General features: G+C 64.5%; 22 protein-coding genes. 16 read left to right on the top strand and 6 right to left on the bottom strand.

Annotation, left to right across the window (positions count from 1 at the left end; all coding sequences use genetic code 11):
- The first annotated feature begins 206 nt into the window (after positions 1-206).
- Positions 207-881 carry a Crp/Fnr family transcriptional regulator gene (locus tag TSA1_RS17075; RefSeq protein ID WP_100177379.1) on the top strand — a complete coding sequence of 225 codons (675 nt, stop codon included), beginning with the start codon at positions 207-209 and terminating at the stop codon, positions 879-881.
- Positions 882-890: 9 nt separating this feature from the next.
- Here the strand turns inward: TSA1_RS17075 and TSA1_RS17070 are convergent, their stop codons facing one another.
- Both TSA1_RS17070 and TSA1_RS17065 read right to left on the bottom strand, forming a co-directional pair.
- A complete protein-coding gene (locus TSA1_RS17070) occupies positions 891-2,153 on the bottom strand; it encodes an MFS transporter (protein WP_100177378.1) in 1,263 nt (420 codons plus the stop codon).
- Positions 2,154-2,276: 123 nt separating this feature from the next.
- Entirely contained in the window at positions 2,277-3,116 is an 840-nt protein-coding gene (locus tag TSA1_RS17065) for a uroporphyrinogen-III synthase (protein ID WP_100177377.1), read from the bottom strand.
- 149 nt (positions 3,117-3,265) lie between these two features.
- Between TSA1_RS17065 and purU the strand changes: the two genes are divergently transcribed.
- Positions 3,266-4,129, top strand: coding sequence for a formyltetrahydrofolate deformylase (purU, locus tag TSA1_RS17060; protein WP_100177376.1), 864 nt, complete (start codon positions 3,266-3,268; stop codon positions 4,127-4,129).
- 77 nt (positions 4,130-4,206) lie between these two features.
- Here the strand turns inward: purU and TSA1_RS17055 are convergent, their stop codons facing one another.
- On the bottom strand, positions 4,207-4,500 hold the full coding sequence (locus TSA1_RS17055) for a hypothetical protein (RefSeq protein WP_100177375.1): 294 nt from the start codon (positions 4,498-4,500) through the stop codon (positions 4,207-4,209).
- 597 nt (positions 4,501-5,097) lie between these two features.
- Between TSA1_RS17055 and TSA1_RS17050 the strand changes: the two genes are divergently transcribed.
- The 6 genes from TSA1_RS17050 (at position 5,098) to TSA1_RS17025 (ending at position 10,988) form a co-directional block, all read left to right on the top strand.
- Entirely contained in the window at positions 5,098-6,276 is a 1,179-nt protein-coding gene (locus TSA1_RS17050; RefSeq protein ID WP_100177374.1) for an ABC transporter substrate-binding protein, read from the top strand.
- 202 nt (positions 6,277-6,478) lie between these two features.
- Positions 6,479-7,348 (top strand): branched-chain amino acid ABC transporter permease, encoded by an 870-nt coding sequence (locus TSA1_RS17045; RefSeq protein WP_100177373.1) that lies wholly within the window; start codon positions 6,479-6,481, stop codon positions 7,346-7,348.
- Between the two features lie 8 nt (positions 7,349-7,356).
- The gene (locus TSA1_RS17040) at positions 7,357-8,385 is read left to right on the top strand and encodes a branched-chain amino acid ABC transporter permease (protein ID WP_100177372.1); all 1,029 of its coding nucleotides are present in this window, start codon (positions 7,357-7,359) and stop codon (positions 8,383-8,385) included.
- Positions 8,382-9,137, top strand: a complete 756-nt coding sequence (locus tag TSA1_RS17035) for an ABC transporter ATP-binding protein (protein WP_100177371.1) — start codon at positions 8,382-8,384, stop codon at positions 9,135-9,137. Before TSA1_RS17040 ends, TSA1_RS17035 begins: the two co-directional genes overlap by 4 nt.
- The gene (locus TSA1_RS17030; RefSeq protein ID WP_100177370.1) at positions 9,130-9,846 is read left to right on the top strand and encodes an ABC transporter ATP-binding protein; all 717 of its coding nucleotides are present in this window, start codon (positions 9,130-9,132) and stop codon (positions 9,844-9,846) included. Before TSA1_RS17035 ends, TSA1_RS17030 begins: the two co-directional genes overlap by 8 nt.
- A 23-nt stretch (positions 9,847-9,869) precedes the next feature.
- Positions 9,870-10,988 carry a cobalamin-independent methionine synthase II family protein gene (locus TSA1_RS17025; RefSeq protein WP_100177369.1) on the top strand — a complete coding sequence of 373 codons (1,119 nt, stop codon included), beginning with the start codon at positions 9,870-9,872 and terminating at the stop codon, positions 10,986-10,988.
- A 163-nt stretch (positions 10,989-11,151) separates the two neighbouring features.
- Here TSA1_RS17025 and TSA1_RS17015 read toward each other — a convergent pair whose 3' ends face one another.
- On the bottom strand, positions 11,152-12,870 hold the full coding sequence (locus tag TSA1_RS17015; RefSeq protein WP_100177367.1) for a caspase family protein: 1,719 nt from the start codon (positions 12,868-12,870) through the stop codon (positions 11,152-11,154).
- Positions 12,871-13,043: 173 nt separating this feature from the next.
- On the opposite strand from TSA1_RS17015, the gene TSA1_RS17010 reads away from it, so the two are divergent.
- The 5 genes from TSA1_RS17010 (at position 13,044) to TSA1_RS16990 (ending at position 19,305) form a co-directional block, all read left to right on the top strand.
- Positions 13,044-14,399 (top strand): hypothetical protein, encoded by a 1,356-nt coding sequence (locus tag TSA1_RS17010; RefSeq protein WP_100177366.1) that lies wholly within the window; start codon positions 13,044-13,046, stop codon positions 14,397-14,399.
- Positions 14,400-14,461: 62 nt separating this feature from the next.
- Entirely contained in the window at positions 14,462-15,658 is a 1,197-nt protein-coding gene (gene metK, locus TSA1_RS17005) for a methionine adenosyltransferase (protein WP_100177365.1), read from the top strand.
- A gap of 124 nt (positions 15,659-15,782) precedes the next feature.
- Positions 15,783-17,204: an adenosylhomocysteinase gene (gene ahcY / locus TSA1_RS17000; RefSeq protein ID WP_100177364.1), complete on the top strand. Its 1,422-nt coding sequence runs from the start codon at positions 15,783-15,785 to the stop codon at positions 17,202-17,204.
- A 164-nt stretch (positions 17,205-17,368) separates the two neighbouring features.
- Complete coding sequence (locus tag TSA1_RS16995) at positions 17,369-17,788, top strand: nuclear transport factor 2 family protein (protein ID WP_100177363.1); 420 nt, start codon at positions 17,369-17,371, stop codon at positions 17,786-17,788.
- A 50-nt stretch (positions 17,789-17,838) separates the two neighbouring features.
- Positions 17,839-19,305, top strand: coding sequence for a flavin-containing monooxygenase (locus tag TSA1_RS16990; RefSeq protein ID WP_100181174.1), 1,467 nt, complete (start codon positions 17,839-17,841; stop codon positions 19,303-19,305).
- A gap of 19 nt (positions 19,306-19,324) precedes the next feature.
- On the opposite strand, the gene TSA1_RS16985 is transcribed toward TSA1_RS16990, so the two are convergent.
- Both TSA1_RS16985 and TSA1_RS16980 read right to left on the bottom strand, forming a co-directional pair.
- Complete coding sequence (locus TSA1_RS16985) at positions 19,325-20,569, bottom strand: YbfB/YjiJ family MFS transporter (RefSeq protein ID WP_100181173.1); 1,245 nt, start codon at positions 20,567-20,569, stop codon at positions 19,325-19,327.
- A 35-nt stretch (positions 20,570-20,604) separates the two neighbouring features.
- A complete protein-coding gene (locus tag TSA1_RS16980) occupies positions 20,605-21,315 on the bottom strand; it encodes an SDR family NAD(P)-dependent oxidoreductase (protein WP_100177362.1) in 711 nt (236 codons plus the stop codon).
- 207 nt (positions 21,316-21,522) lie between these two features.
- Between TSA1_RS16980 and TSA1_RS16975 the strand changes: the two genes are divergently transcribed.
- From TSA1_RS16975 to TSA1_RS16970, 3 genes are all read left to right on the top strand, one after another.
- Entirely contained in the window at positions 21,523-22,446 is a 924-nt protein-coding gene (locus TSA1_RS16975) for a LysR family transcriptional regulator (RefSeq protein ID WP_100177361.1), read from the top strand.
- A 144-nt stretch (positions 22,447-22,590) separates the two neighbouring features.
- On the top strand, positions 22,591-22,746 hold the full coding sequence (locus TSA1_RS39715; protein ID WP_174718935.1) for a hypothetical protein: 156 nt from the start codon (positions 22,591-22,593) through the stop codon (positions 22,744-22,746).
- A gap of 143 nt (positions 22,747-22,889) precedes the next feature.
- A complete protein-coding gene (locus TSA1_RS16970) occupies positions 22,890-23,819 on the top strand; it encodes an aspartyl/asparaginyl beta-hydroxylase domain-containing protein (protein WP_100177360.1) in 930 nt (309 codons plus the stop codon).
- Positions 23,820-23,823 lie beyond the last annotated feature (4 nt).

The raw sequence follows: 23,823 nt of genomic DNA, 5'->3' as shown, positions 1-23,823 counted from the left end.
TCCCGGCAGGGATCAAAAGCCGCATCGCCCGAGGTGGTCCTCAATAGGGGAAAGAGCTATTTTGAAATGTCTCCCGGCTGACAATTCTGCGACAAAGTTTGCCGGGCGGCAGCGGCCTTCATCTTTCGTCGGATGGCGACCGGAATCATCATGTTGCAATGCAACAGAAGGTGGAGTGACGAAACGGTGCGGCTGGCCGCGACATCATGATTTCAGAAGATCATCTGAGGCGCGTCGCGGCCTGGTCGCGCGAGCTCACGCAAGCGGAGATCGAGGTCGCGCGCGCCGGCATCACGGAGCGGTCCTACGGCACCGGCGAGACCGTGTTCATGCGCGGCGACATCTTTGCCTATTGGGCCGGGATGGTGGGAGGCCTTGCCCGCATGGGCGGGGTCTCGCGGGACGGCAAGGAGACGAGTCTGGCCGGGCTGACGGCGGGGGCCTGGTTCGGCGAGGGCAGCGTGCTCAAGAACGAGCCGCGGCGCTATGACGTGGTCGCGCTGCGCGACAGCCGCGTCGCATTGATGGAACGCAGCGCCTTCATGTGGCTGTTCGAGAACAGCGTCGGCTTCAACCGCTTTCTGGTGCGCCAGCTCAACGAGCGACTTGGCCAGTTCATCGGTATGCTCGAGGTCAACCGCACGCTGGATGCCACCGCGCGCCTCGCCCGCAGCATCGCCTCGCTGTTCAACCCGATCCTCTATCCGGAATCGACCGCGCATCTGGAGATCACCCAGGAGGAGATCGGCGCGCTCTCCGGCATGTCCCGCCAGAACGCCAACCGCGCGCTGAACCGGCTGGAGAAGGAGGGATTGCTGCGGCTGGAGTACGGCGGCGTCACCATCCTCGATATCGAGCGGCTGCGCGGGTATGGGGATTAAAAGGTCAAGTCACCGCGCATTGGCGGGGGCATGGACCGGCCAGAGGTCGGCCCGCCAGCGGATCGCGATCGCCAGCATCGCGACGATGCCCGAGGCGGCATAGAGCGAGCCGGTCGCGGAATAGCCGATGACGTCGATCAGGCTGCCGGCGGCGAGCAATCCGAGCGGCAGGCCGTAGATCACCATCATGCGCACGCCCATGACGCGGCCGCGCAGATGCGCACTCGCGGTCCGCATCAGGATCACGGCCGCCGAGATCATCGACATGCTCTGCGCGATACCGGCGAGAACGAGACAGGACATCGCCACCGGCATGGTCCTGACCTCGACGAAGATCAGCAGCATGGCGTACCAGGCCAGCGTCGCGCCGATCAGAAGCCGTGCGATGCGCAGCCCGCCGACGAGGCTCAGCGTGATGGAGCCGATCAGCGAGCCGACGGCGAAGCTCGCCGAGAGATAGCCGAGGCCGGTCTGATCGGTCTGGAAGATCTCCCGCGCGATGTAAGGCAGAAGTCCGCCGGTGAAGGGAAATGCGGTGAGGTTGGCCAGGAACGCGACGCACAGCGCCGCGCGCATTCCCGGGCCGTTCCAGGCGTAGACGATGCCCTCCTTGAGGTCGCCGAACAGCCGGGAAACGGCGTGGCTGTTCGCGGGAAGATCGCTCGTGGTGACGGTTCTTTTCGGCCGGGTCAGGCAGAGCATGAGAAGCGCGGCCGTGAAGTAGAGGCAGGCGATCGCCACATAGACGAAGCCGATGCCGAGGACGGCGAACAGCCCGGCGCCGGTCAACGCTCCGGCGATGCGCGCGCTGTCCTGGGTCGTGCGCGCAACGCTGATGGCGCCCACCAGCTGTTCGGCCGGCATGATCTCGGCGAGCAGCGCGCCACGCACGCCGAGATCCGAGGGGCGGATCAGGCCCATGATCGCGACGATGATCATGACGCTCAGCGGCGACAGATGACCGCTCAGCGCCAGAACCATGATGGTCGACGACAGCACCGTATAGGCAAGTCGCATCACGACCAGGAGATCGCGGTGGCCAATCCGGTCGCCGATCATGCCGAACACCGGCGCGACCAATGTCCCGACGAACTGGAGCGAGGCAAGCACGGTCAGCAGCAGCACCGAGCCGGTCTCGACCATGATGTACCAGCCGAGCACCAGCGTCTCGACCTCGAACGCCCAGGAGGTGAGCAGATCGGAAGGCCATTGAAAGCGATAGTTGCGGATGCGGAACGGCGCGAGCGCAGAAGGTCGTAAGGCTGTGCTCAAGGCGCGATGGCTCGTGTCACGGCGATTCCCTGCCCCGTGTGGTTTCTTTTCATTTCCGGCAACCTAGGGCCGAGGACGCGCGTGTCAATCAGAACCGCTGCATGCCGCTCCCGCGCTCAGCTCCTATCTGGTCGTTGCCGGCTTCCGCTCTGCCAGAGCCGTGGCCATCGCCGAGATCAGCGGACGCATGAAATAGGCGTCATCCGCCGGCGATACGTCCGTGCGCAGGCCGTGCGCGGCGAGCTCGCCGGAGACCGCCGGGCCGACCGACGCAATCAGCGTCCGTTCGAGGCCGGCACGCAGCTTGGCCTCGCTGCCATGCGCTTTCGCGGCCTCGATCAGGCGGCGGACCTGGCCGAGATTGGTCAGCGCGAGGGCATCGATCCGGCCCGCAGCCATGTCGTCGATGGCGGCGACGATATTGGCATCCGCGGCCGCGGGGTCGTAGACATAAGGCAGCACGCTATCGACCGCGGCGCCTTGCGCGGCGAGTGCGCCGGTCAGCGCGCTGTGGTCCTTGTCCGGATAAAGCTGGAGGCCGAGGCGCCGTCCCTTCAGATCGAGCTTGCCCAGCATCTCGATCACGCCCTCGGTGGTCGGCTTCTCGGTCATCTGCTGCGCGTCCAGACCGATCTCGCGCAGCGCCTTGCCGGGCTTCGGGCCGCGGGTGAATTTCCGCGTCTTGGCGAGCGCTGCGACGAGGGCGGCATCGAGCCCGCGGGCGCGGGCAAGCTTCATGATCCGCCGCAGGCCCTCGCCGGTCATCAGCACGAGATCGTCGAGGGGCTCGTCAACGGCGCGGCGGATCCAGGCCTCGACCGGAGTGGGGTCGGGCGCATCCTGGATGGTGAACATCGGGCATTGCACGACCTCGGCACCTTGCTCGGCCAGAAGTTTGGAAAACTGCGCTTCCTCGCGTGTTTCCAGGATGAGGATGCGGGTGCCGTTCAAGCGGTCGGCCATGGGGATGCTCCGGTATAAATCGCAATCGTCCGTTCATCCTGACTCTTGGCCCGGGATTGGCGCAAGGGTCGCGTCGGTGCTAGAGCAGGTGCAAATCGCGGATCGTTCCGCTGCACAAGCTTCATCAAGAGCCAAGTCTGTTCATCAACATGCCCGATCATCAATATGTCCTGACCTTGTCCTGTCCGGATCGGCCCGGCATCGTCTCGGCGGTGTCGACGTTCCTCGCCCACAACGGACAGAACATTCTCGACGCCCAGCAGTTCGACGACATCGAGACCAAGAAATTCTTCATGCGGGTGGTGTTCACCGCGGCCGACCTTGCCGTGGAACTGTCGGCGCTGCAGACCGGCTTTGCGGCGATCGCCGAGCGTTTCGGCATGGAATGGCAGATGCGCGACCGCGCCGCGCACCGCAAGGTGATGCTGCTGGTGTCGAAGTCCGACCACTGCCTGGTCGACATCCTCTATCGCTGGCGCACCGGCGAATTGCCGATGACGCTGACTGGCATCGTCTCCAACCATCCGCGCGAGGTCTATGCCGGGCTCGATTTTGGCGACATCCCGTTCCACCATCTGCCGGTCACCAGGGAGACCAAGCGCGAGCAGGAGGCGCAGATCATGGACCTCGTCGGCAAGACGAAGACCGATCTCGTCGTGCTCGCCCGCTACATGCAGATTCTCTCGGATGATCTGTCGGCCAAGCTCTCGGGCCGCTGCATCAACATCCACCACTCGTTCCTGCCCGGTTTCAAGGGCGCGAAACCCTATCACCAGGCGCATGAGCGCGGCGTCAAGCTGATCGGCGCGACCGCGCATTATGTCACGCGCGACCTCGACGAAGGTCCGATCATCGACCAGGACGTCGAGCGCATCAGCCATCGCGACACGCCTGAGGATCTCGTCCGCAAGGGCCGCGACATCGAGCGTCGCGTGCTCGCCCGCGCGATCCGCTACCATCTCGACGACCGCGTCATTCTCAACGGCCGCAAGACCGTGGTGTTCGTGGATTAGCGAATAGGGAGTGGTGAAGTGGCGAATGGAGGCGGGAGAGCTTCCTCATTCGCTACTCCCTAGTCGCCATTTGCCTCCTACCGCACCGCGCCAGCCGACGTCGTTCCCGTCGCCCCCTTCTGCGCCTGCTCTTCCTTCTCGCGATCCGCCGCCGGCAGCAGCCGCTTGCGTTCGCGTTCCTTCATGTAGGCGTCGTATTGCGGCGTGCCCGGCCGCGGCGGGGCGTCGGCCGGCAGGCCGCCGGCCCACTGCGGGATGGAGTCGCCCATGCCGGCGGAGAGTTTTTCGTTGACCGTGCCGCAGCCTGCAAGGTTGGAAGCCAGCAGGGCGACGACGGCAGCGATCGAAAGCGAACGGAAACGCATGGGCATCTTCTAGATCGGACCCGATCGGGCGCGGGTGAGGTGCGCCCGGGATGGGCGCCAACGGCGGACTCTAATCCTCAATATGTAAAATTGGCCTATTCGAGGGTGGATTATCCTGTATACATTACGGTACCATAGTAGGGTACGTCAGCGCTTGAGCGACGTTGTTTTGTTGATACTGTATACATTACGTATTCAGTGGGCGGAGAATCGGCGGGCGCCGCGGTGCTGCTGACGGCGAAGCGTCCTGGAATGTTCAGATCCTGGAATGTTCAGATTCTGCAAATGAGAGGCGGAATTATCCATCCACGCCGCCGAGGGACTTCCTAAAGTGGCGCAGCGGAAAACCCCGCGGACTGGCCGCGCAGGGATTTTCGTTGACAAGACCAGTTTATTTGTACGATCGTACAAATATGTTCTTGCCGTTGTCGAGGTGGCCCGTGCGGCTTGCGCCGAATGGTCGCCCAACGTCCGATTGACAACGGGGTTGCAGAGGACGCCATGTGGCCGTGCGGCATGGCTTGTCCGTAGGTTAGAGCGCGGCAAGGACCGGGTACTCGGTCCGGCGCACAACAGGTCAGGAATGAAGGGGAGGGACATCTGATGTTCGAACACAAGATTATTTCGCGCGCCGCGGCAGCGGCCGCCATCGCGAGCCTCGCGGCTATCGCGCCCGCCAAGGCCGAGGACAGCGTCAAGGTCGGCCTGATCCTGCCGATGACCGGTGGCCAGGCCTCGACCGGCAAGCAGATCGAGAACGCGATCAAGCTCTACATGCAGCAGAAGGGCGACACTGTCGCCGGCAAGAAGATCGAGATCATCCTCAAGGACGACGCGGCAATCCCGGACAAGACCAAGACCGCTGCGCAGGAGCTGATCGTCAACGACAAGGTCAACTTCATCGCTGGCTTCGGCGTGACGCCGGCGGCACTCGCGGCCGCCCCGCTCGCAACGCAGGCCAAGATTCCGGAGGTCGTGATGGCGGCCGGCACCTCCATCATCACAGAGCGCTCGCCCTATATCGTGCGCACCAGCTTCACGCTGGCGCAGTCCTCGACCATCATCGGCGACTGGGCGGCCAAGAACGGCATCAAGAAGGTGGCGACCCTGACCTCCGACTATGCGCCGGGCAATGACGCGCTGAACTTCTTCAAGCAGACCTTCACCGCGGGCGGCGGCGAGGTGGTCGAAGAGGTCAAGACGCCGCTCGCCAATCCCGACTTCGCGCCGTTCCTGCAGCGCATGAAGGACGCCAAGCCGGACGCGATCTTCGTGTTCGTGCCGGCGGGCCAGGGCGGCAACTTCATGAAGCAATATGCCGAGCGCGGCCTCGACAAGGCCGGCATCAAGGTGATTGGGCCGGGCGACGTCACCGACGACGACCTGCTCAACAATATGGGCGATGCCGTGCTCGGCACGGTCACCGCGCATCTCTACTCGGCGGCGCATCCCTCGCAGATGAACAAGGACTTCGTCGCCGCCTACAAGAAGGCCTTCGGCAACCGTCCGGGCTTCATGGCGGTGAGCGGCTATGACGGCATCCACCTGATCTACGAGGCGCTGAAGAAGACCAACGGCGACACCAACGGCGACAAGCTGATCGAGGCGATGAAGGGCCAGAAGTGGGAGAGCCCGCGCGGTCCGATCTCGATCGATCCCGAGACCCGTGACATCGTGCAGAACATCTACATCCGCAAGGTCGAGAAGGTCGACGGCGAGCTCTACAATGTCGAGTTCGCCACCTTCGAAGCCGTCAAGGATCTCGGCAAGACCAAGAAGTGACGCGCGAAAGCGCGTCATCCCGGGGCTCTCGCGGCTTACCCCTCCCGCTTTCGGGAGAGGTCGGCGCAAAGCGCCGGGTGAGGGCTCTCTCCTCTGGAGGAGCCTTCGTTGTTGAGGCACCCTCTCCCCAACCCTCCCCCGCAAGCGGGGGAGGGAACGCAGAATGGCCCGTGGCTGCACTTGTGATGATTTCTAACGCCCGATGACCGCAATTCTCACCAACCTGTTCGATGGCGTTGCCTACGGCATGCTGCTGTTCGTGCTCGCCTGCGGGCTCGCGGTCACGCTCGGATTGATGAACTTCGTAAATCTCGCTCATGGCGCCTTCGCCATGGCCGGCGGCTATGTCTGCATGGTGCTGGTCAACCGGATGGGCTGGCCGTTCTTCGCAGCGCTGCCGCTCGCTTTCGTCTCGTCAGCGGCGATCGGCATCGCGCTCGAGCGCACGCTCTACCGCCACCTCTATGCGCGCAGCCATCTCGACCAGGTGCTGTTCACCATCGGCCTGACCTTCATGTCGGTCGCAGCCGTGGACTACATCCAGGGCTCCTCGCGGGTCTTCATCAACCTGCCGGCCGCGCTTCAGGGGCAGTTCGACCTGTTCGGCGTCGGCATCGGCCGCTACCGCCTGATGATCATCGTGATTTGCGGCCTGCTGACCGTCGGCCTGCAGATGGTGCTGGCCAAGACCCGTTTCGGCAGCCGCCTGCGCGCTGCGGTCGACGATCCCAGGGCCGCGAGCGGCCTCGGCATCAACGTGCCGCAGGTGTTCGCCTTCACCTTTGCCTTCGGTTGCGGGCTCGCCGGCCTCGGCGGCGCGCTCAGCGCCGAAATCCTCGGCCTCGATCCCTACTTCCCGCTGAAATTCATGATCTACTTCCTGATCGTGGTTACCGTCGGCGGCTCCTCCTCGATCACCGGGCCGTTCCTGGCCTCGCTCCTGCTCGGCATCGGCGACGTCGCCGGCAAATATTACGTGCCGAAGATGGGCCCGTTCGTGATCTACACCATGATGATCGTGATCCTGATCTGGCGCCCGAACGGCCTGTTCGGCCGCACGGCCGCGCGTTGAGTTCGCCGATGAACGCTGCTTCCGACGTCGGTTATTCCGCCCAGCGCCATGCGCGCTGGCACTATGGCGAAGTCGCCTTCTGGCTGGTCGTGCTGGCCTGCGGCTTCGCGTTTCCCTCGCGTTATCTGATCATGACCGACATCCTGCGGCTGGCGCTGTTTGCGATGTCGCTCGATCTGATCCTCGGCTATGCCGGCATCGTCTCGCTCGGCCATGCCGCCTTCTTCGGCGTCGGCGCCTATGCGGCGGGACTGCTCGCGCTTCATGGTATCGTCAACGAGCCTGTGCTGGCGCTGATCGCCGCAGGCCTTGCCGCGATGGTGCTCGGCTTTGCCACCAGCTTCCTGGTGATCCGAGGCGTCGACCTGACGCGCCTGATGGTGACCCTCGGCATCGCGCTGCTGCTGGAAGCGCTGGCCGAACGCTTCTCCAACATCACCGGCGGCACCGACGGCCTGCAGGGCATCGAGATGCAGCCGATCCTCGGCCAGATCCCGTTCGACATGTTCGGCAAGGCCGGCTTCTTCTACTCGCTTGCCGTGCTGTTCCTCCTCTTCCTGTTCGCTCGCCGCGTCGTACATTCGCCGTTCGGCCTGTCGCTGCGCGCCATCAAGAACAATCCGCTGCGCGCCGCCGCCATTGGCATTCCCGTCAACCGCCGTCTGATCGCGATCTATACGCTGGCAGCGTTTTATGCCGGCATTGCCGGCGCGCTGTTCACCCAGACCACCGCGATCGCCTCGCTCGACGTCTTCGCCTTCGAGCGCTCTGCCGACCTCATGCTGGTCCTCGTCATCGGCGGCACCGGCTATCTCTATGGCGGCCTGATCGGCGCGGTGATCTTCCGCATGCTCCAGGAATTGTTCTCCACCATCACTCCGCAATACTGGCAGTTCTGGATCGGCCTCGTGCTGGTCGTGATCGTGCTGGTCGGCCGCCAGCGCCTGCATCGCTGGGTGCTCTATGTGCCGAACCTGATCATCAAGCAGGTCGCGGGCCGTAAAGCGGTCGTCGCCGTGCCGGAGAGCGATTCATGACCATCGCGCTCGAAACCCAAAATCTCGAAAAGCAGTTTGGTGGCCTGCGCGTCACCCGCGATCTCTCGCTGAGGGTCGAGCAGGGCGCCCGCCACGCGCTGATCGGCCCGAACGGCGCCGGCAAGACCACGGTCATCAACCAGCTTACCGGCGTGCTGAAGCCGAATTCGGGCCGCATCCTGCTCGAAGGGCAGGACATCACCGATCTGCCTGTGCACAAGCGCGTGCTGCGGGGCCTGTCGCGCACCTTCCAGATCAACCAGCTCTATCCCGACCTGACCCCGCTCGAAACCATCGGTCTTGCCGTCTCCGAGCGCCTCGGCCATGGCGGCGACTGGTGGCGGCGGATGGGGACGCGCGGCAACGTCAATGGCGAGATCGCCGAGCTGCTGACGCGTTTCCATCTGCTCGACGTCATGAACGAGCAGACCGTGACGCTGCCCTACGGCAAGCAGCGCCTGCTCGAGATCGCGGTCGCGATCGCCGCCAAGCCGCGCGTGCTGCTGCTCGACGAGCCTGCCGCCGGTGTGCCCGAGAGCGAGCGCCATGACATTCTCGCCGTGGTCGGCGCGCTGCCGCGCGACGTCACGGTGCTCTTGATCGAGCACGACATGGACCTCGTCTTTTCCTTTGCCGACCGCATCTCGGTGCTGGTCTCCGGCGCGCTGCTGACCGAGGGTCCGCCCGAGCAGGTCGCGCGTGATCCGCAGGTCAAGGCGGTCTATCTCGGCGAGGAGGCGGTCAATGTCTGACCTGCTCGCGATCGAATCCCTGCGCGCCGGCTATGGCGAGGCCGTGGTGTTGCCGAAGATGAGCTTGCGGCTCGCCGAGGGGCAGGTGCTGGCGCTGCTCGGCCGTAACGGCACCGGCAAGACCACGCTGATCAACTCCATCGTCGGCGTCACTCGCCGCTTCTCCGGCACCGTCGCGCTCGCCGGCACGGATGTCACTTCGCTCCGGCCCGACCAGCGGGCGCGCGCCGGCATCGGCTGGGTGCCGCAGGAGCGCAATATCTTCCGCTCGCTCACCGTCGAGGAGAACATGACCGCAGTGGCCCAGCCGGGCCCCTGGACGGTCGAGAAGGTCTACGAGATGTTCCCGCGGCTGAAGGAGCGACGCAGCAACTTCGGCAACCAGCTCTCCGGCGGCGAGCAGCAGATGCTGGCGATCGGCCGCGCACTGACCCTGAACCCGAAAGTGCTGCTGCTGGACGAGCCGACCGAGGGCCTTGCCCCCATCATCGTCGAGGAGCTCTTGAAGGCGATCGGCGCCATCACCCGCGCGGGCGGCATCTGCTCGATCATCGTCGAGCAGAATGCGCAAAAGATTCTGGGGCTCGCCGACCGCGTTGTGATATTGGAGCGCGGAACGATCGTCCACGACGCCCCGAGCGCCGCACTGAAGGCCGACCCATCGCTTCTGGAACGCCATCTCGGCGTCGCCGGGGCGGCGGCCCACTAGACCAAATTTTCAGGGAGTAAGACATGCAGCGAACCAAAGCCCCCTTCCGCGCCGACGAGGTCGGCAGCCTTCTGCGCCCGGCCAAGATCAAGGAGGCCCGCACCAAGCTCGAGAAGGGCGAGATCTCGGCCGACGATCTGCGCAAGATCGAGGACATGGAGATCGAGAAAGTCGTGCACAAGCAGGCCTCGATCGGCCTGAAGCTCGCGACCGACGGCGAATTCCGCCGCTCCTGGTGGCACTTCGACTTCCTGGCCAAGCTCACCGGCTGCGAGCTGTTCCATCCTGATGCCGGCATCCAGTTCGCCGGCGTGCAAACCCGTCACGACGCTGTGCGGGTGATCGACAAGCTCGACTTCCCCGCCGACCACCCGATGCTCGACCATTTCCGCTTCCTGAAGAAGTACGCCGACCAGGCTCACGTCACCGCCAAGATGACGATCCCTTCGCCGGCGGTGCTGCACTTCCGCGGCGGTCGCAAGTCGATCTCCAAGGATGTCTATCCCGATCTCGACGCGTTCTACGAGGACCTCGGCAAGACCTATCGCAAGGCGGTGAAGGCGTTCTACGACGCCGGCTGCCGCTATCTCCAGTTCGACGACACCGTGTGGGCCTATCTCTGCTCGCAGGACGAATTGCAGAAGGCGCGCGAGCGCGGCGACAATCCGGACGGCCTCCAGCAAATTTATGCGCGCATCATCAACTACGCGCTGGCCGAGAAGCCTGCCGACATGGTGGTGACGACCCATGTCTGCCGCGGCAATTTCCGCTCGACCTGGATCTCCTCGGGCGGCTACGAGCCCGTGGCCGAGACCATGCTCGCCGGCACCAATTACGACGGTTACTTCCTCGAATACGACTCTGACCGCGCCGGCGGTTTCGAGCCCCTGCGTTTCCTGCCCAAGGGCAACAAGGTCGTCGTGGTCGGCGTCATCACCTCGAAGTTCGGCGAGCTCGAGAAGAAGGACGACATCAAGCGCCGTCTGGAAGAAGCCTCCAAGTTCGCGCCGCTGGAGCAGCTCGCGCTCTCCCCGCAATGCGGCTTTGCCTCGACGGAAGAGGGCAACATCCTCTCCGAGGAAGAACAATGGGCCAAGCTCAGCCTTGCGGTCGAAATCGCGAAGGAAGTGTGGGGCAACTGATTTACCGCGCGGCTGCTGTCATTCCCCGCGAAGGCGGGGAATCCAGTACGCCGCAGCCTCTCCGTATCACGTCGGCGTCTCTGGAATACCGGATCGCCCGGTCAAGCCGGGCGATGACTGCTACGGGTTTTGCGGATAGCGGTGCTCATACACAAACCCGCCCTCACTTCTCCGCCAGATAGACCTCGCCCAGCAGCGACGAGTTCGACCACGGCACCTGCTTGTTCCGGGTGCTCGACACCACTTCCGCCCGCACTCGGGTCAGCATCTGCTGCACTTCCAGCCCGGGTGTCCCGAGGTGGCGCGACAGCGCGGCGGAGAATGGCGAATTGGCGCCTTCACCGTCGAGCGCGACCTGGCCCGGTGCGGTGGCGAACGCGATCAATGTGCCGGCGCCCAGCGTTGCGCCCGTGCCGAGGCTTGTCGGCGCCGCGAGGCCCGAGGCGCCCTCGATGGCACGGCTGCTGCCGGCGGATGCGACCTGCTGCGCCATCGGATTGTTGCGGCAGGCATCGAAGATCAGAATGTTGGTGCGGACCTGGTCGTCGAGGCCGGCCATGATCGTGTCCATGTCGATCATCGCTTCCGTCATGCCCGCGCCCGGCTTGAGCGCGACGTCGACGGGAATGAGGTAGTTGCGGCCGTCGACCTGCACGCCGTGGCCGGCATAATAGACCACCGCGACCTGGGCACGGGCCGCCTCGCGCAGGAAGTCGCGCGTCATCTTCTGCATCGCGGCGCGGTCGAGATCGACGCCCTCGGACACGGTGAAGCCGATGTCGCGCAGGCTCTTGGCAACGGCGCGCGCGTCGTTGGCCGGGTTGGGCAGGGGCTTCACATGCACGTAGGCGCCGTTGCCGATGATCAGCGCCATCCGTGCGCCGCGAGCGGCCGGACCGGGCGAGGGCGCCGGTGCCGCGTCGGTCCGCTGCGGAGCAGGCGTGGTCGTCGGCTGCGTTGCGGGTGAGGGCGCATCGCGCGGGATCGGCGCGGCGGCGTCGGTCACCAGCGACAGCCGAACCTTTGCGGTGGCCTGGTTGGCCTTGCTGCCGGCGTCGGACGCCACAATCGCCAGCGTCGCATTGTAGTCTTCGCGCGCGCGGCCGTAATCGCCCTTCGCTTCATAGGCCAGCGCGCGATGGGTGTAGCCGGAGATCAGCACGCTGTTCGGCGGCGTCATGATGTTGACGGGCGGCTTCTCCTTCGCCAGCCGGATCGCCTCGCTGCCGTCGGCGATGGCGCGATCGAGATCGCCCTTGGCGCGCCAGATCGCGGTGCGGTTGATCAAGGGCTGCGGCAGTGTCGGATCGAGCCGGATCGCCTGGTTGATGTCGGCGAGCGCACCGTCGAGATCGCCGAGCGCCTGTTTCGAGATACCGCGGTTCTGGAACGAGAATGCCGATTTCGGATCGGCCTTGATCGCCAAGTCGTAGTCGGCGATGGCCTTGGCATAGTCGTGCTTGCCGCGCCATGCGTTGGCCCGATTGTGGAAGATGGTGCCGCTGGGCGGTCCGAGCTTCAGCGCGTCGTCGAAATCGCTGATCGCGATCTCGTAGTCGCCCTTGTCGTAATAGGCCGATCCTCTGAGATTGTAGGCGGCCTGGCTCGGCTGCAGCCGGATCGCCTCGGTGGCGTCCGTAATGACTTTCGAATAGTCGCCCTTCTTGTTCCAGCCCACCGCGCGCCAGAAATGGATCGTCGCGAGCTGCTCGCCGCGAAACACCTTCAACGCGATGATCTTGTTGCAGGCATCGATCATCTTGTCGGCCGGTGTCGTGTCGGTGGTGCAGAGCGGCCCAAGCTGATTGCGCGCCTGGGCGGCCGCGGGCGCGGACCACAGGGTTGCGGCGAGCAGGCTGAGCGCGACGAGCAGGCGGCGCATGGCGGTGACCCCATCAGAACAGTGAAGCGCGTGTTTGTTGCCCGGCGGGGCGCAGGGGTTCATCAGGGCGCATGGCACAAGCGGCGGGGCACGCAGCCTTAATCGCTATTCCCTGAGTGGGCAGATTTTGCTACGAGGTGGGTCCCAACTCTCCTGCCCACCGCGTCCCACCCATGAAGAACGACGAAATCCTGAGCCAGATCACGGAGTTCTGCCGCAAGGCGGACATGGCGGAATCGACGTTCGGCCGGCGTGCGGTGAACGATGGGAAGCTGGTGCACCGCCTGCGCGAGGGCAAGCGCATCACCATCGACACGCTGGAGCGGATCCAGGCCTATATGGCGGCCTCGATGGCTGGCGGCGTGCCGCCGCCGCGCGGACTTCAGGTGCCGCCCGAGAAGCGCGATCCGCGCGGCAATTTCCGCTTCTTCGAGAACCGCCAGAAGTACCTGCTGTTCGTCCACACCTGCAGCGAAAAGCGGGTGGTTGCGGATCGGGTGGCGCTGGAGCTCGCCTCGATCCATCCGCGCCCACCGGCCCTGCGCCTGTTCGACGCCGGCGTTGGCGACGGCACGGTGCTGGCGCGGGTGCTGCGCGCGACACATCAGCGCTACCCGCATATGCCATTCTATGTGGCTGGCAAGGAGCTCAGCCTCGAGGACCTGCGCCTGACGCTGGAGAAGGTACCGGACCGCATTTTCGAGCATCCGGCGTCGGTGTTCGTCTTCACCAACATGTTCTACTCCGAGGCGCCCTGGCTGACGCCGGCATCGCCCGCGGCGGCGGCTGCGACGGTCTGGCACGAGGTCCCGCTGCGGGGCGCCTCGTCGGGCGAGTTCGAGCAGCAGATCGCCGAGCTCCGGCCATTCCTGGAGCAGAACTGGCGTGCCGCGATCAGCCCGCGCACCGCCATGCCGCTGTATGAGCGGCCCGTGGTTCTGGTGCTGTATCGCGAGGACCACAGGTTCCTGCTCGATTCGACCATTCCGCGCCCGGGCCAGACCGAGGCCAATTTCGACCTCGTCATCGCGTCCCAGCCCTACCGCGCCCTGTCCTCGGTCAACTTCCGCGCCAAGCGGATCATCGCACCTCTGGCAAAAGCGCTCCGGCCGGGAGGGCGGCTGATCGGAATCCACTCCCATGGCCAGGATCCGGGTATGGAAATGATCCAGGCGATCTGGCCCGGAGAAAATCCTTTCGCAGTGAGCCGTCATGAGCTATTGCGCGCCGTTAAGTATGAACTCGGATCGTTGGGCCGCGACTTAAATTTTAATGCTTATGCGGATAACCGCTCGATCTTCAGGTATGATATGGAAGCGCTGCCCAACGAGGTAACCGGGACGATCGGAACCTCGACGGCCTTTGCAGCGTGGAATGCGGCGGTGTATGTCGCTCAGATTGAGGACGACCGGTTGACAGAAATGACTCAAAACGGCCGCACTCTGGATGCCGCCAGGGACGTGCTGCGGAAGTACAATGGGCTCTGGTTTCTCGACGAATCCTACGTCATCTCGCGCCGGCGTGATTGACTTCATTCACAGGTAAATATCGCAAACGCCCGCCGGCTTAGCGGCGGAACAAGGGGTTACTGATGCGCGCGTCCTATCTCTTCACCAGCGAGTCCGTGTCCGAGGGTCATCCGGACAAGGTGTGCGACCGGATTTCCGACGAGATCGTCGATCTGTTCTACCGCGAAGGGCCGAAGGCCGGCATCGACCCCTGGCAGATCCGCGCCGCCTGCGAGACGCTCGCGACCACCAACAAGGTGGTGATTGCCGGCGAGACCCGCGGTCCGAAGTCGGTGACCAACGAGCAGATCGAAGGCGTCGTCCGCGGCGCGATCAAGGACATCGGCTACGAGCAGGAAGGCTTCCACTGGAAGACCTGCGACATCGAGATCCTCCTGCATCCGCAGTCGGCCGACATCGCCCAGGGCGTCGACGCGCTGCAGCCGGGCGAGGTCAAGGAAGAGGGCGCTGGCGACCAGGGCATCATGTTCGGTTACGCCACCAACGAGACGCCCGATCTGATGCCGGCGCCGATCTTCTACGCCCACAAGATCCTGCGCCTGATCTCCGAAGCCCGCCACTCCGGCAAGGAGAAGGTGCTCGGTCCGGACTCCAAGAGCCAGGTCACCGTCCAGTACGAGAACGGCAAGCCGGTCGGCGTGCGCGAGATCGTGGTGTCGCACCAGCATCTGGTCGAGGACATCTCGTCCAAGCAGATCCGCGACATCGTCGAGCCCTATGTGCGCGAGGCGCTGCCGAAGGACTGGATCACGCCGAAGACGATCTGGCACATCAACCCGACCGGCAAGTTCTTCATCGGCGGTCCAGACGGCGATTCCGGCCTGACCGGCCGCAAGATCATCGTCGACACCTATGGTGGCGCGGCTCCGCATGGCGGCGGCGCGTTCTCCGGCAAGGATCCGACCAAGGTCGACCGCTCCGCGGCCTATGCCGCGCGCTACGTCGCCAAGAACATCGTTGCCGCCGGTCTTGCCGACCGTTGCACGCTGCAGCTCGCCTACGCCATCGGCGTGGCGCGTCCGCTGTCGATCTACATCGACACCCACGGCACCGGTAAGGTTCCGGAGGAGCAGCTCGAGAAGGCGGCGGCGGAGGCGATGGATCTGACGCCCCGCGGCATCCGCACCCATCTCGATCTCAACCGTCCGATCTACGCGCGCACCTCGGCCTACGGCCATTTCGGCCGCACGCCCGACAACGAGGGCGGCTTCTCCTGGGAGAAGACCGACCTCGTCGAGCAGCTCAAGCGCGCGCTCTGAGTCACTTGCGTCATTCCGGGGGGCCGCAACAGCGGCGTCCCCGGAATCTCGAACTGCTGGGTTCCGGGTTCGCTCGTTTCACGCGCGGATCCGGAACGACGAGCCAAACAAACAGGAACCTCCCATGAACGCGAAGCCCGGCTTCACCGATTACATCGTCAAGGACATTTCGCTCGCCGACTTCGGCCGCAAGGAGCTCTCGCTCGCCGAGACCGAGATGCCCGGCCTGATGGCCACCCGCGAGGAGTACGGCCCCAAGCAGCCGCTCAAGGGCGCGCGCATCGCCGGCTCGCTGCACATGACGATCCAGACCGGCGTGCTGATCGAGACGCTGGCCGCGCTCGGCGCCGACATTCGCTGGGTCTCCTGCAACATCTATTCGACCCAGGATCACGCTGCCGCCGCGATCGCGGCCGCCGGCATTCCCGTCTTCGCCGTCAAGGGTGAGAGCCTGACCGAATATTGGGACTACACCGCCAAGCTGTTCGACTGGCACGGCGGCGGTTACCCGAACATGATCCTCGACGACGGCGGCGACGCCACGATGTACGTTCATCTCGGTCTGCGCGCCGAGAAGGGTGACACCGCCTTCCTCGACAAGCCCGGCTCTGAAGAAGAGGAAGTCTTCTTCGCACTGCTGAAGAAGCAGCTCAAGGAGAAGCCGAAGGGCTACTTCGCCGCGATCGCCGAGAGCATCAAGGGCGTTTCGGAAGAGACCACTACGGGCGTGCATCGTCTCTACGACATGCAGAAGGCCGGCACGCTGCTGTGGCCCGCCATCAACGTCAACGACAGCGTCACCAAGTCGAAGTTCGACAACCTCTATGGCTGCCGTGAATCGCTGGTCGACGGCATCCGTCGCGGCACCGACGTGATGATGTCGGGCAAGGTCGCGATGGTCGCCGGCTTCGGCGACGTCGGCAAGGGTTCGGCCGCCTCGCTGCGCCAGGCCGGCTGCCGCGTCATGGTGTCGGAAGTCGATCCGATCTGCGCGCTGCAGGCCGCGATGGAAGGCTACGAGGTCGTGACCATGGAAGACGCGGCGCCCCGTGCCGACATCTTCGTCACCGCGACCGGCAACAAGGACATCATCACCATCGAGCACATGCGCGCGATGAAGGATCGCGCCATCGTCTGCAACATCGGTCACTTCGACAACGAGATCCAGATCGCGGGTCTGCGTAACCTGAAGTGGACCAACATCAAGCCGCAGGTCGACGAGATCGAATTCCCCGACAAGCACCGCATCATCCTGCTGTCGGAGGGGCGCTTGGTGAACCTCGGCAACGCGATGGGTCATCCGTCCTTCGTGATGTCGGCGTCCTTCACCAACCAGACGCTGGCGCAGATCGAGCTGTTCGCCAACAACAAGGACGGCAAGTACAAGAAGGAAGTCTACGTGCTGCCGAAGTCGCTGGACGAGAAGGTGGCCCGCCTCCACCTCGCCAAGATCGGCGTCAAGCTCACCGAGCTGCGCAAGGACCAGGCCGACTATATCGGCGTGAAGCAGGAAGGCCCGTACAAGTCGGATCATTACCGGTACTGAGCGACGCAGTTGCGACACAAAGGCCCCGGAGCGATCCGGGGCTTTTTTTTTGGGGGCTCGCCTGTGGTACGCTTTCAGGTAGAGCCAAAACGAGCCTGCGACTTCCAGAGCGGGCGGCCGCTTTTTCCTACGTTCATTGTCACAATGCATATGGAGGAAATGCGATGTCCAGCGAAGCCAATGTTCAGCTGTTGAAGGAAGCCTATCGCGAGTGGAGCGATAGCAAGGGCCAAAACGTGGACTACTGGTTCGACAACGTCATCGGCCCGCAGATCAAGTTCGACTCGATCCCTCAGGGGGACGCAGCGGTGCCGTTTGCGAGGAGTTATGACGATCGCACCGCACTGCGCGGCTATTTCAACGGTCTGCTGGCTGACTGGAGCATGCAGTACTACACGATGAGCGAATTCGTCGCGCAGGGCGACACCGTGATCGCGCGCGGCGAATGTGCGTGGACCAACAAGAAGACCAACAAGGTCGCGAAGACACCGAAGATCGACTACTGGCGCTTCGAGGACGGCAAGGCGGTCGAATTCCACGAGTATTTCGACACCGCCAAGGTCTACGGCGCCACCGTTCCATGATGGTTGCAATTCGGCGCGGCGCTGCCCATGCTGCGGCGAGGGAGAACGCCATGACCGAAGCCAAAGAACATTTCGACGTCCTTATCGTCGGTGCCGGCCTGTCCGGCATCGGCGCGGGCTATCATTTGCAGACGAGGTGTCCGACCAAGAGGTACGTCATCCTGGAGGGGCGCGACTGCATCGGCGGCACCTGGGACCTGTTCCGCTATCCCGGCATCCGCTCCGACAGCGACATGTTCACGCTCGGCTATTCCTTCAAGCCGTGGACCGATCCGAAGGCGATCGCGGACGGGCCGCAGATTCTGAACTACGTGCGCGAGACCGCGGCCGAGAACGGCATCGAGAAGCACATCCGCTTCCGCCATCGCGTTAAACGCGCCTCGTGGTCGACGCCGGACGCGCGCTGGACCATCGAGGCCGAGCGCATCACGGGCGAGGGCGCGAGCGAGCTGGTGCGTTTCACCTGCAACTTCCTGTTCATGTGCTCGGGCTATTACAAATACGAGGGGGGCTACACGCCGGAGTTCAAGGGCGTTGCGGATTATGCCGGCCGCATCGTGCATCCGCAGAAATGGACCGAGGACATCGACTATGCGGGCAAGCGCGTGGTCGTGATCGGCTCAGGCGCCACCGCGGTGACGCTGGTGCCGGAGCTCGCCAAGAAGGCAGCGCAGGTCACCATGCTGCAGCGCTCGCCGACCTACGTGGTGTCGCGTCCGGCGCAGGACCCAGTCGCCAACAAGATCCGCCGCAATCTGCCGACGCGGCTTGCCTATCATGTGATCCGCTGGCGCAACGTGATGTGGGGGATGTTCTTCTTCCAGCTCAGCCGGCGCAAGCCTGCGAAAGTGAAGGACCTCATCCTCAAGGGCGTGCGGATGGCGCTCGGTCCCGACTACGACGTCGCGACCCATTTCACGCCGCGCTACAATCCCTGGGATCAGCGGCTCTGCCTGGTGCCCGACGGTGATTTGTTCAAGGCGATCCGCGAGCAGCGCGCCAGCGTCGTCACCAGCGAGATCGACACGTTCACGCATGACGGTATCCGCCTGAAGGACGGCCGCGAGCTTGCCGCCGACATCATCGTGACGGCGACCGGGCTGGTGCTTCAGGTCGTCGGCGGTCTCGACGTCAGCGTCGACGGCCGCGCGGTCGATTTCGCGAGCACGCTGACCTACAAGGGCATGATGTATGCCGACGTGCCGAACATGGCCTCGGCCTTCGGCTACACCAACGCGTCCTGGACGCTGAAATGCGATCTCACCTGCGAATATGTCTGCCGGCTCATCAACTACATGGACCGGCACAATTTCCGTCAGTGCATGCCGCACAATGACGACCCCGAGATCACGGCGCAGCCATCGTTGGACTTCACCTCGGGCTATGTGCAGCGCTCGGTGGCCAAGATGCCGAAGCAGGGCTCGAAGCAGCCGTGGCGGCTGTACCAGAACTACGCGCTCGACATCGTCTCCTTGCGCTTCGGCCGGATCGACGACGGCGTGATGCGCTATTCCTGAATTACGCCGCCGTCCGCGGTTACGCCTTGCGCGTGGTCAGCGCGAGGCCAAGGTCGATCGCCAGCGCAAGGACGACCGCGCCGCCACCAAGGCCGAACAGGACCAGATAGTCGCCGCCGGTCTGCGCATAGATCCAGGAGAAGCCATAGGCGGCAGCGGCCTGGAACAGCGCGAAGCTGGTGGTGGCGTGGCTCCAGGTCGCGCGCTGCTGTTCGGTCGAATGAGGCACGAGCTCATGGATGCGTCCAAGCACCAGCGGCACGATGCCCGGCGTGAAGCCGCCGGCCACGACGCTCGACATGATCAGCGAGACAGGCGCGGTGCTGACGGTTGGCAGCAGCACGGCGGCCGCCTCGATCAGGAACGCCGCGCGCAGGGCCGGGCCGAACCCTGTGCGATCGCCGAGATGGCCGGTGACGAGCGGGCCGACGATCGCACCGAGGCCGTACAGCACCCAATAGTTCGATCCCGCGCCAATGCCTTGGCCGAGGCCGCGCGCCACGAAATCGACGATGAAGACCATGTGCGGCACCAGCGCCACGGCGTTGAGGCCGTACTGGATCAGCAGCGCGCGGGCGGCCGGTGAAGCTTGATGACGCTTTGCCTGATGTGAAGGTGCTGTATCGGACTTCGCTTCGGCAGGCCAGTTCCACCAGCTCGCAAGCGTCAGCAGGGCTGAGAGCACGCCGAGCCCATACCAGCTCTGCTGCAAGCCCTGTTGCAGCAGTAGCGGTACCAGCGTGCCCGATGCCGCGACGCCGAGGCCGACGCCAGCAAAGATGATGCCGCCGACGATGCCGCGTCTGGCGGCTGACGTGTGCGGCAGAATCACGGAGGCTGTCAGCACCATGATGATGCCGCCGGTGAATCCAGACAGAAAGCGCCAGGCGAAGAACCAGGTGAATGACACCGGGGCTGAGCTTGCGAAGAAGGAAAGGGTGGCGAGCAGCATCATGGCCCGCAGCGCGCGGACCGCGCCGATCCGGGTGGCCGCAGCGCGCGCCGCGAGCGCGCCGGCGAGATAGCCGGCGAGGTTCGCCGCGCCGAGAAAGACGACGTCGGAGGCGCTGAACCATCTTGCCGCGATCAGAGCCGGGATCAGCGGCGTGTAGGAGAAGCGGGCGAGGCCGAGCCCTACCAGTGACGCGGACAGGCCCGCCATCGCACATCGCCAGCCTTGCTTCGGAGAAGCCTGGTGCGACGTCGACCCCGGCCGCGGGTGCGGCCGGGTTTCAACGCGTTGCTTCGTGTCTGTCTTGGTCATGTCATCCTCCTGCGCGCGAGCGCGCGCGGACGCTTTCAATGGCCGGCGCTCTGGCCGCCATCGACATGCAGGATCTCGCCGGTGACGAAGGAGGCGCCCTCGAGATAGAGCACGGCATCGACGATGTCGGACATCTCGCCCATGCGGCCCAGCGGATGCATCGCGCCGTACTGCGCGTGCGTCGCGACGGCGTGCATCGGCGACTTGATGATGCCGGGCGCCACGGCATTCACCCGGATGCCTCGCCTGGCGTATTCGATCGCGAGCGACCTGGTCGCGGCGTTCAGCCCGCCCTTGCTCAGCGAAGCCAGCACCGAGGGTACGTTCGAATTGGCCTGGTCGACCAGCGTGGTCGTGATCTGGACGACGTGGCCGGACCCCTGCTTCTCCATCTCGGCAATCGCGAGCTGCGTGACGTTGAAGAAGCCGGCGACGTTGGTGCCCATCACGGCGGCATAGTCTTCTGCCGTATACTGCGTGAAGGGCTTGGCGACGAAGATGCCGGCATTGTTGACCAGCGTGTCAACGCGGCCGAAGCGGGCGACGGCCTGCGCGACCACGCGCTCGGCGGTGGCCCGGTCGGCGATGTCGCCGGGAACGGCGAGGACGTCGTCGTCGCCCGATGGCTTGACAGACCGCGCCGTGGCGACCACGCGATAATTGCGATCGCGAAAACCCTGGACCAGGGCAGCGCCGATGCCCTGCGATGCACCGGTGATGATGGCGACTTTCTGCTCGATACCCATGACGGGCTCCTGTTGTTGATATCTGCACCAGCACTGGCTGGCTTGGCCGTTCAGGTACGCCGCGGCGGCGCGTTCGCGAAGACGCGCTCTCCGGCAGACACTCTTTCGCGGCGCGAACGAATGCCGGACCTGCCATTGGCAACGGTTGTCGCCCCGGAGGGGACCGCCTAGCTTGCGAGTGGAATCTCAGGGGGCGGCGCGAGGCGTATGGATCGTCTGGATGCGATGAAGGTGTTCGTCCTTGCCGTGGACGAGGGCAGCCTCGCGGCCGCCGGGCGCCAGCTCGGCCGCTCGCCGGCTGCAGTGAGCCGCGCCATCGCCTTTCTGGAGCAACACGTCGGCGCCGAGCTGCTGCACCGGACGACGCGCGCGATCAAGCTGAGCGAGGAGGGCGAGCGCTATGTCGCGGTCTGGCGCCGCGTGCTCACCGAGCTGGAGGAGGCCGACGACATCGCGGCCGGTCCGCGCACCGCGCCGCGCGGCCTGCTCACGATCACGGCTCCCGTGGTGTCGGGCGAGATGGTGCTGCGGCCGATCCTCGATGCGTTTCTCGATGCCTATCCGACGGTGTCGGCCAAGCTGCTGCTGTTCGATCGCGCGGTCAATTTGATCGAGGAGGGCATCGATATCGCCCTTCGGATCGGCCCACTGGCGGATTCGGCGATGGTGGCGATGCGGGTCGGGGAGATCAGCCGCGTCGTCGTTGCAGCGCCGCGCTATCTGAAGCAGCACCCGCGCATTACCGAGCCCGGTGATCTCGCCAAGCACCAGATCGTGGCGATGGCCCATCTTCCCCATTTCTGGACTTTTGCGCCGCGGGCCGGGTCGTCGGCTGCCCGGACAGTCCAGTTCACTCCGAGGCTGGTCGTCAACAGCACCTATGCGGCGGTGGCCTCCGCGGTCGCCGGACGCGGCGTGGCGCGGATGTATTCGTATCAGGTGGCCGAGCAGGTCGCGCGCGGCGAGCTCGAGATCGTGCTGGCTGGCGATGCGGATCCCGAAATGCCCGCCCACCTGATCTGCCCGCAGGGCCGGCTCTCGGTGCCGAAGGTGCGCGCCTTCACCGACTTTGCCGTGCCCCGGCTGAAGAAGCAGTTTGCGCTATTGAAGAAAAGCATCAATGCGCGCTGATCCGCTGCGTCTCCCGCAATGCGTTGTTTTGCGTATACGGGACCTGGGCGGAATCGGCCATGCTGCCCAAACGGTTAACGCCGGATTAACCGGTGAGTCCTAGCCTGTCTCGGCCGGGTTACTCGCAAGGCCGAGGTGAGCCCAATGGAAGCCCAGAAGATCGCGGTCGACGCCGTCGTCGCGCTGACCGATTGCGACCGCGACGCCGTCATCGCCTTTATCCGCCAGCTCTATCTCGCTGGCGTCAGAGATCCCAAGCGCCTGACCTTCAAGGGCTTGCAGGCCCTGTCCCGGGCGTAATTCGGGCGGTTTCGGCCCTTTCGGCCCCAAGTTCCGCCCAGAAGCTCTCCCCAGCGTGATTGCAACCCATCGGTGAATAACTTGTCGCTCGGGCCCGGCCGGAGTAGATGACGTCCCGGCTGGGTTACTCGGGATTTGGGGAAATGCTGAAACAGCTTTTTGCGCCGCAACTTGTCATTCTCTATGTGCTCGCGGCTTCGACGATTTACGTTCACTTCCGCGGCAAGCAGCGACTGCGCTTCGCGCGCCAGCTTGGCGATCACTCGACCTATCTCGCCCCCTACAATGTGCTGATGTATGCGGGCTCGGCCGTGCCGAACAAGCCGGTGATCTCGGTCGAGCAGTTTCCCGAGCTCAAGCCGCTCAGCGAGAATTGGGAAACGATCCGCGACGAGGCCGTCCGTCTGTTCGACGAAGGCTTCATTCGCGCTGCCGCGAAGAACAACGACTGGGGCTTCTACTCGTTCTTCAAGAGCGGCTGGAAGCGGTTTTACCTGAAATGGTACGACGACTTCCTGCCGTCGGCGAACACGCTGTGCCCGAAGACGGTGGAGCTGCTCAAGTCGATCCCGAGCGTGCATGGCGCGATGTTCGCGATGCTGCCGCCGGGCGGCAAGCTCGGCGCGCACCGCGATCCCTTCGCCGGCTCGCTGCGCTATCACCTCGGCCTCGTCACGCCGAACTCGAACAAGTGCCGCATCCTCGTCGACGGCGTCGAATGCGTCTGGCGCGACGGCGAAGCCTTCATGTTCGACGAGACCTTCATCCACAGCGCGGAGAATGCGACCGACGTCAACCGCATCATCCTGTTCTGCGACGTCGAGCGGCCGATGAAATACGGCTTCATGACCGCGATCAACCGCTGGGTCAGCCATCACATCGTCAAGGCGTCGGCCACCCAGAACGTCGACGGCGAGCATGTCGGTGCGTTGAACAAGGTGTTCGGCAAGCTCTACGAGATTCATCTCGGCAGCCGTAAGGTCAAGGAGTGGAACCGCAACGTCTACTACACGCTGAAATATTCGCTGACGGCGCTGATCCTCGGCTTGATCGTGTATTCGGCGCTGAGGTGACGGG

The organism is Bradyrhizobium nitroreducens (assembly GCF_002776695.1).
Lineage (GTDB): Bacteria > Pseudomonadota > Alphaproteobacteria > Rhizobiales > Xanthobacteraceae > Bradyrhizobium > Bradyrhizobium nitroreducens.
The sequence above is the reverse complement of the archived record's forward strand: the minus strand, read 5'-3'. Positions and strand labels throughout refer to the sequence as shown.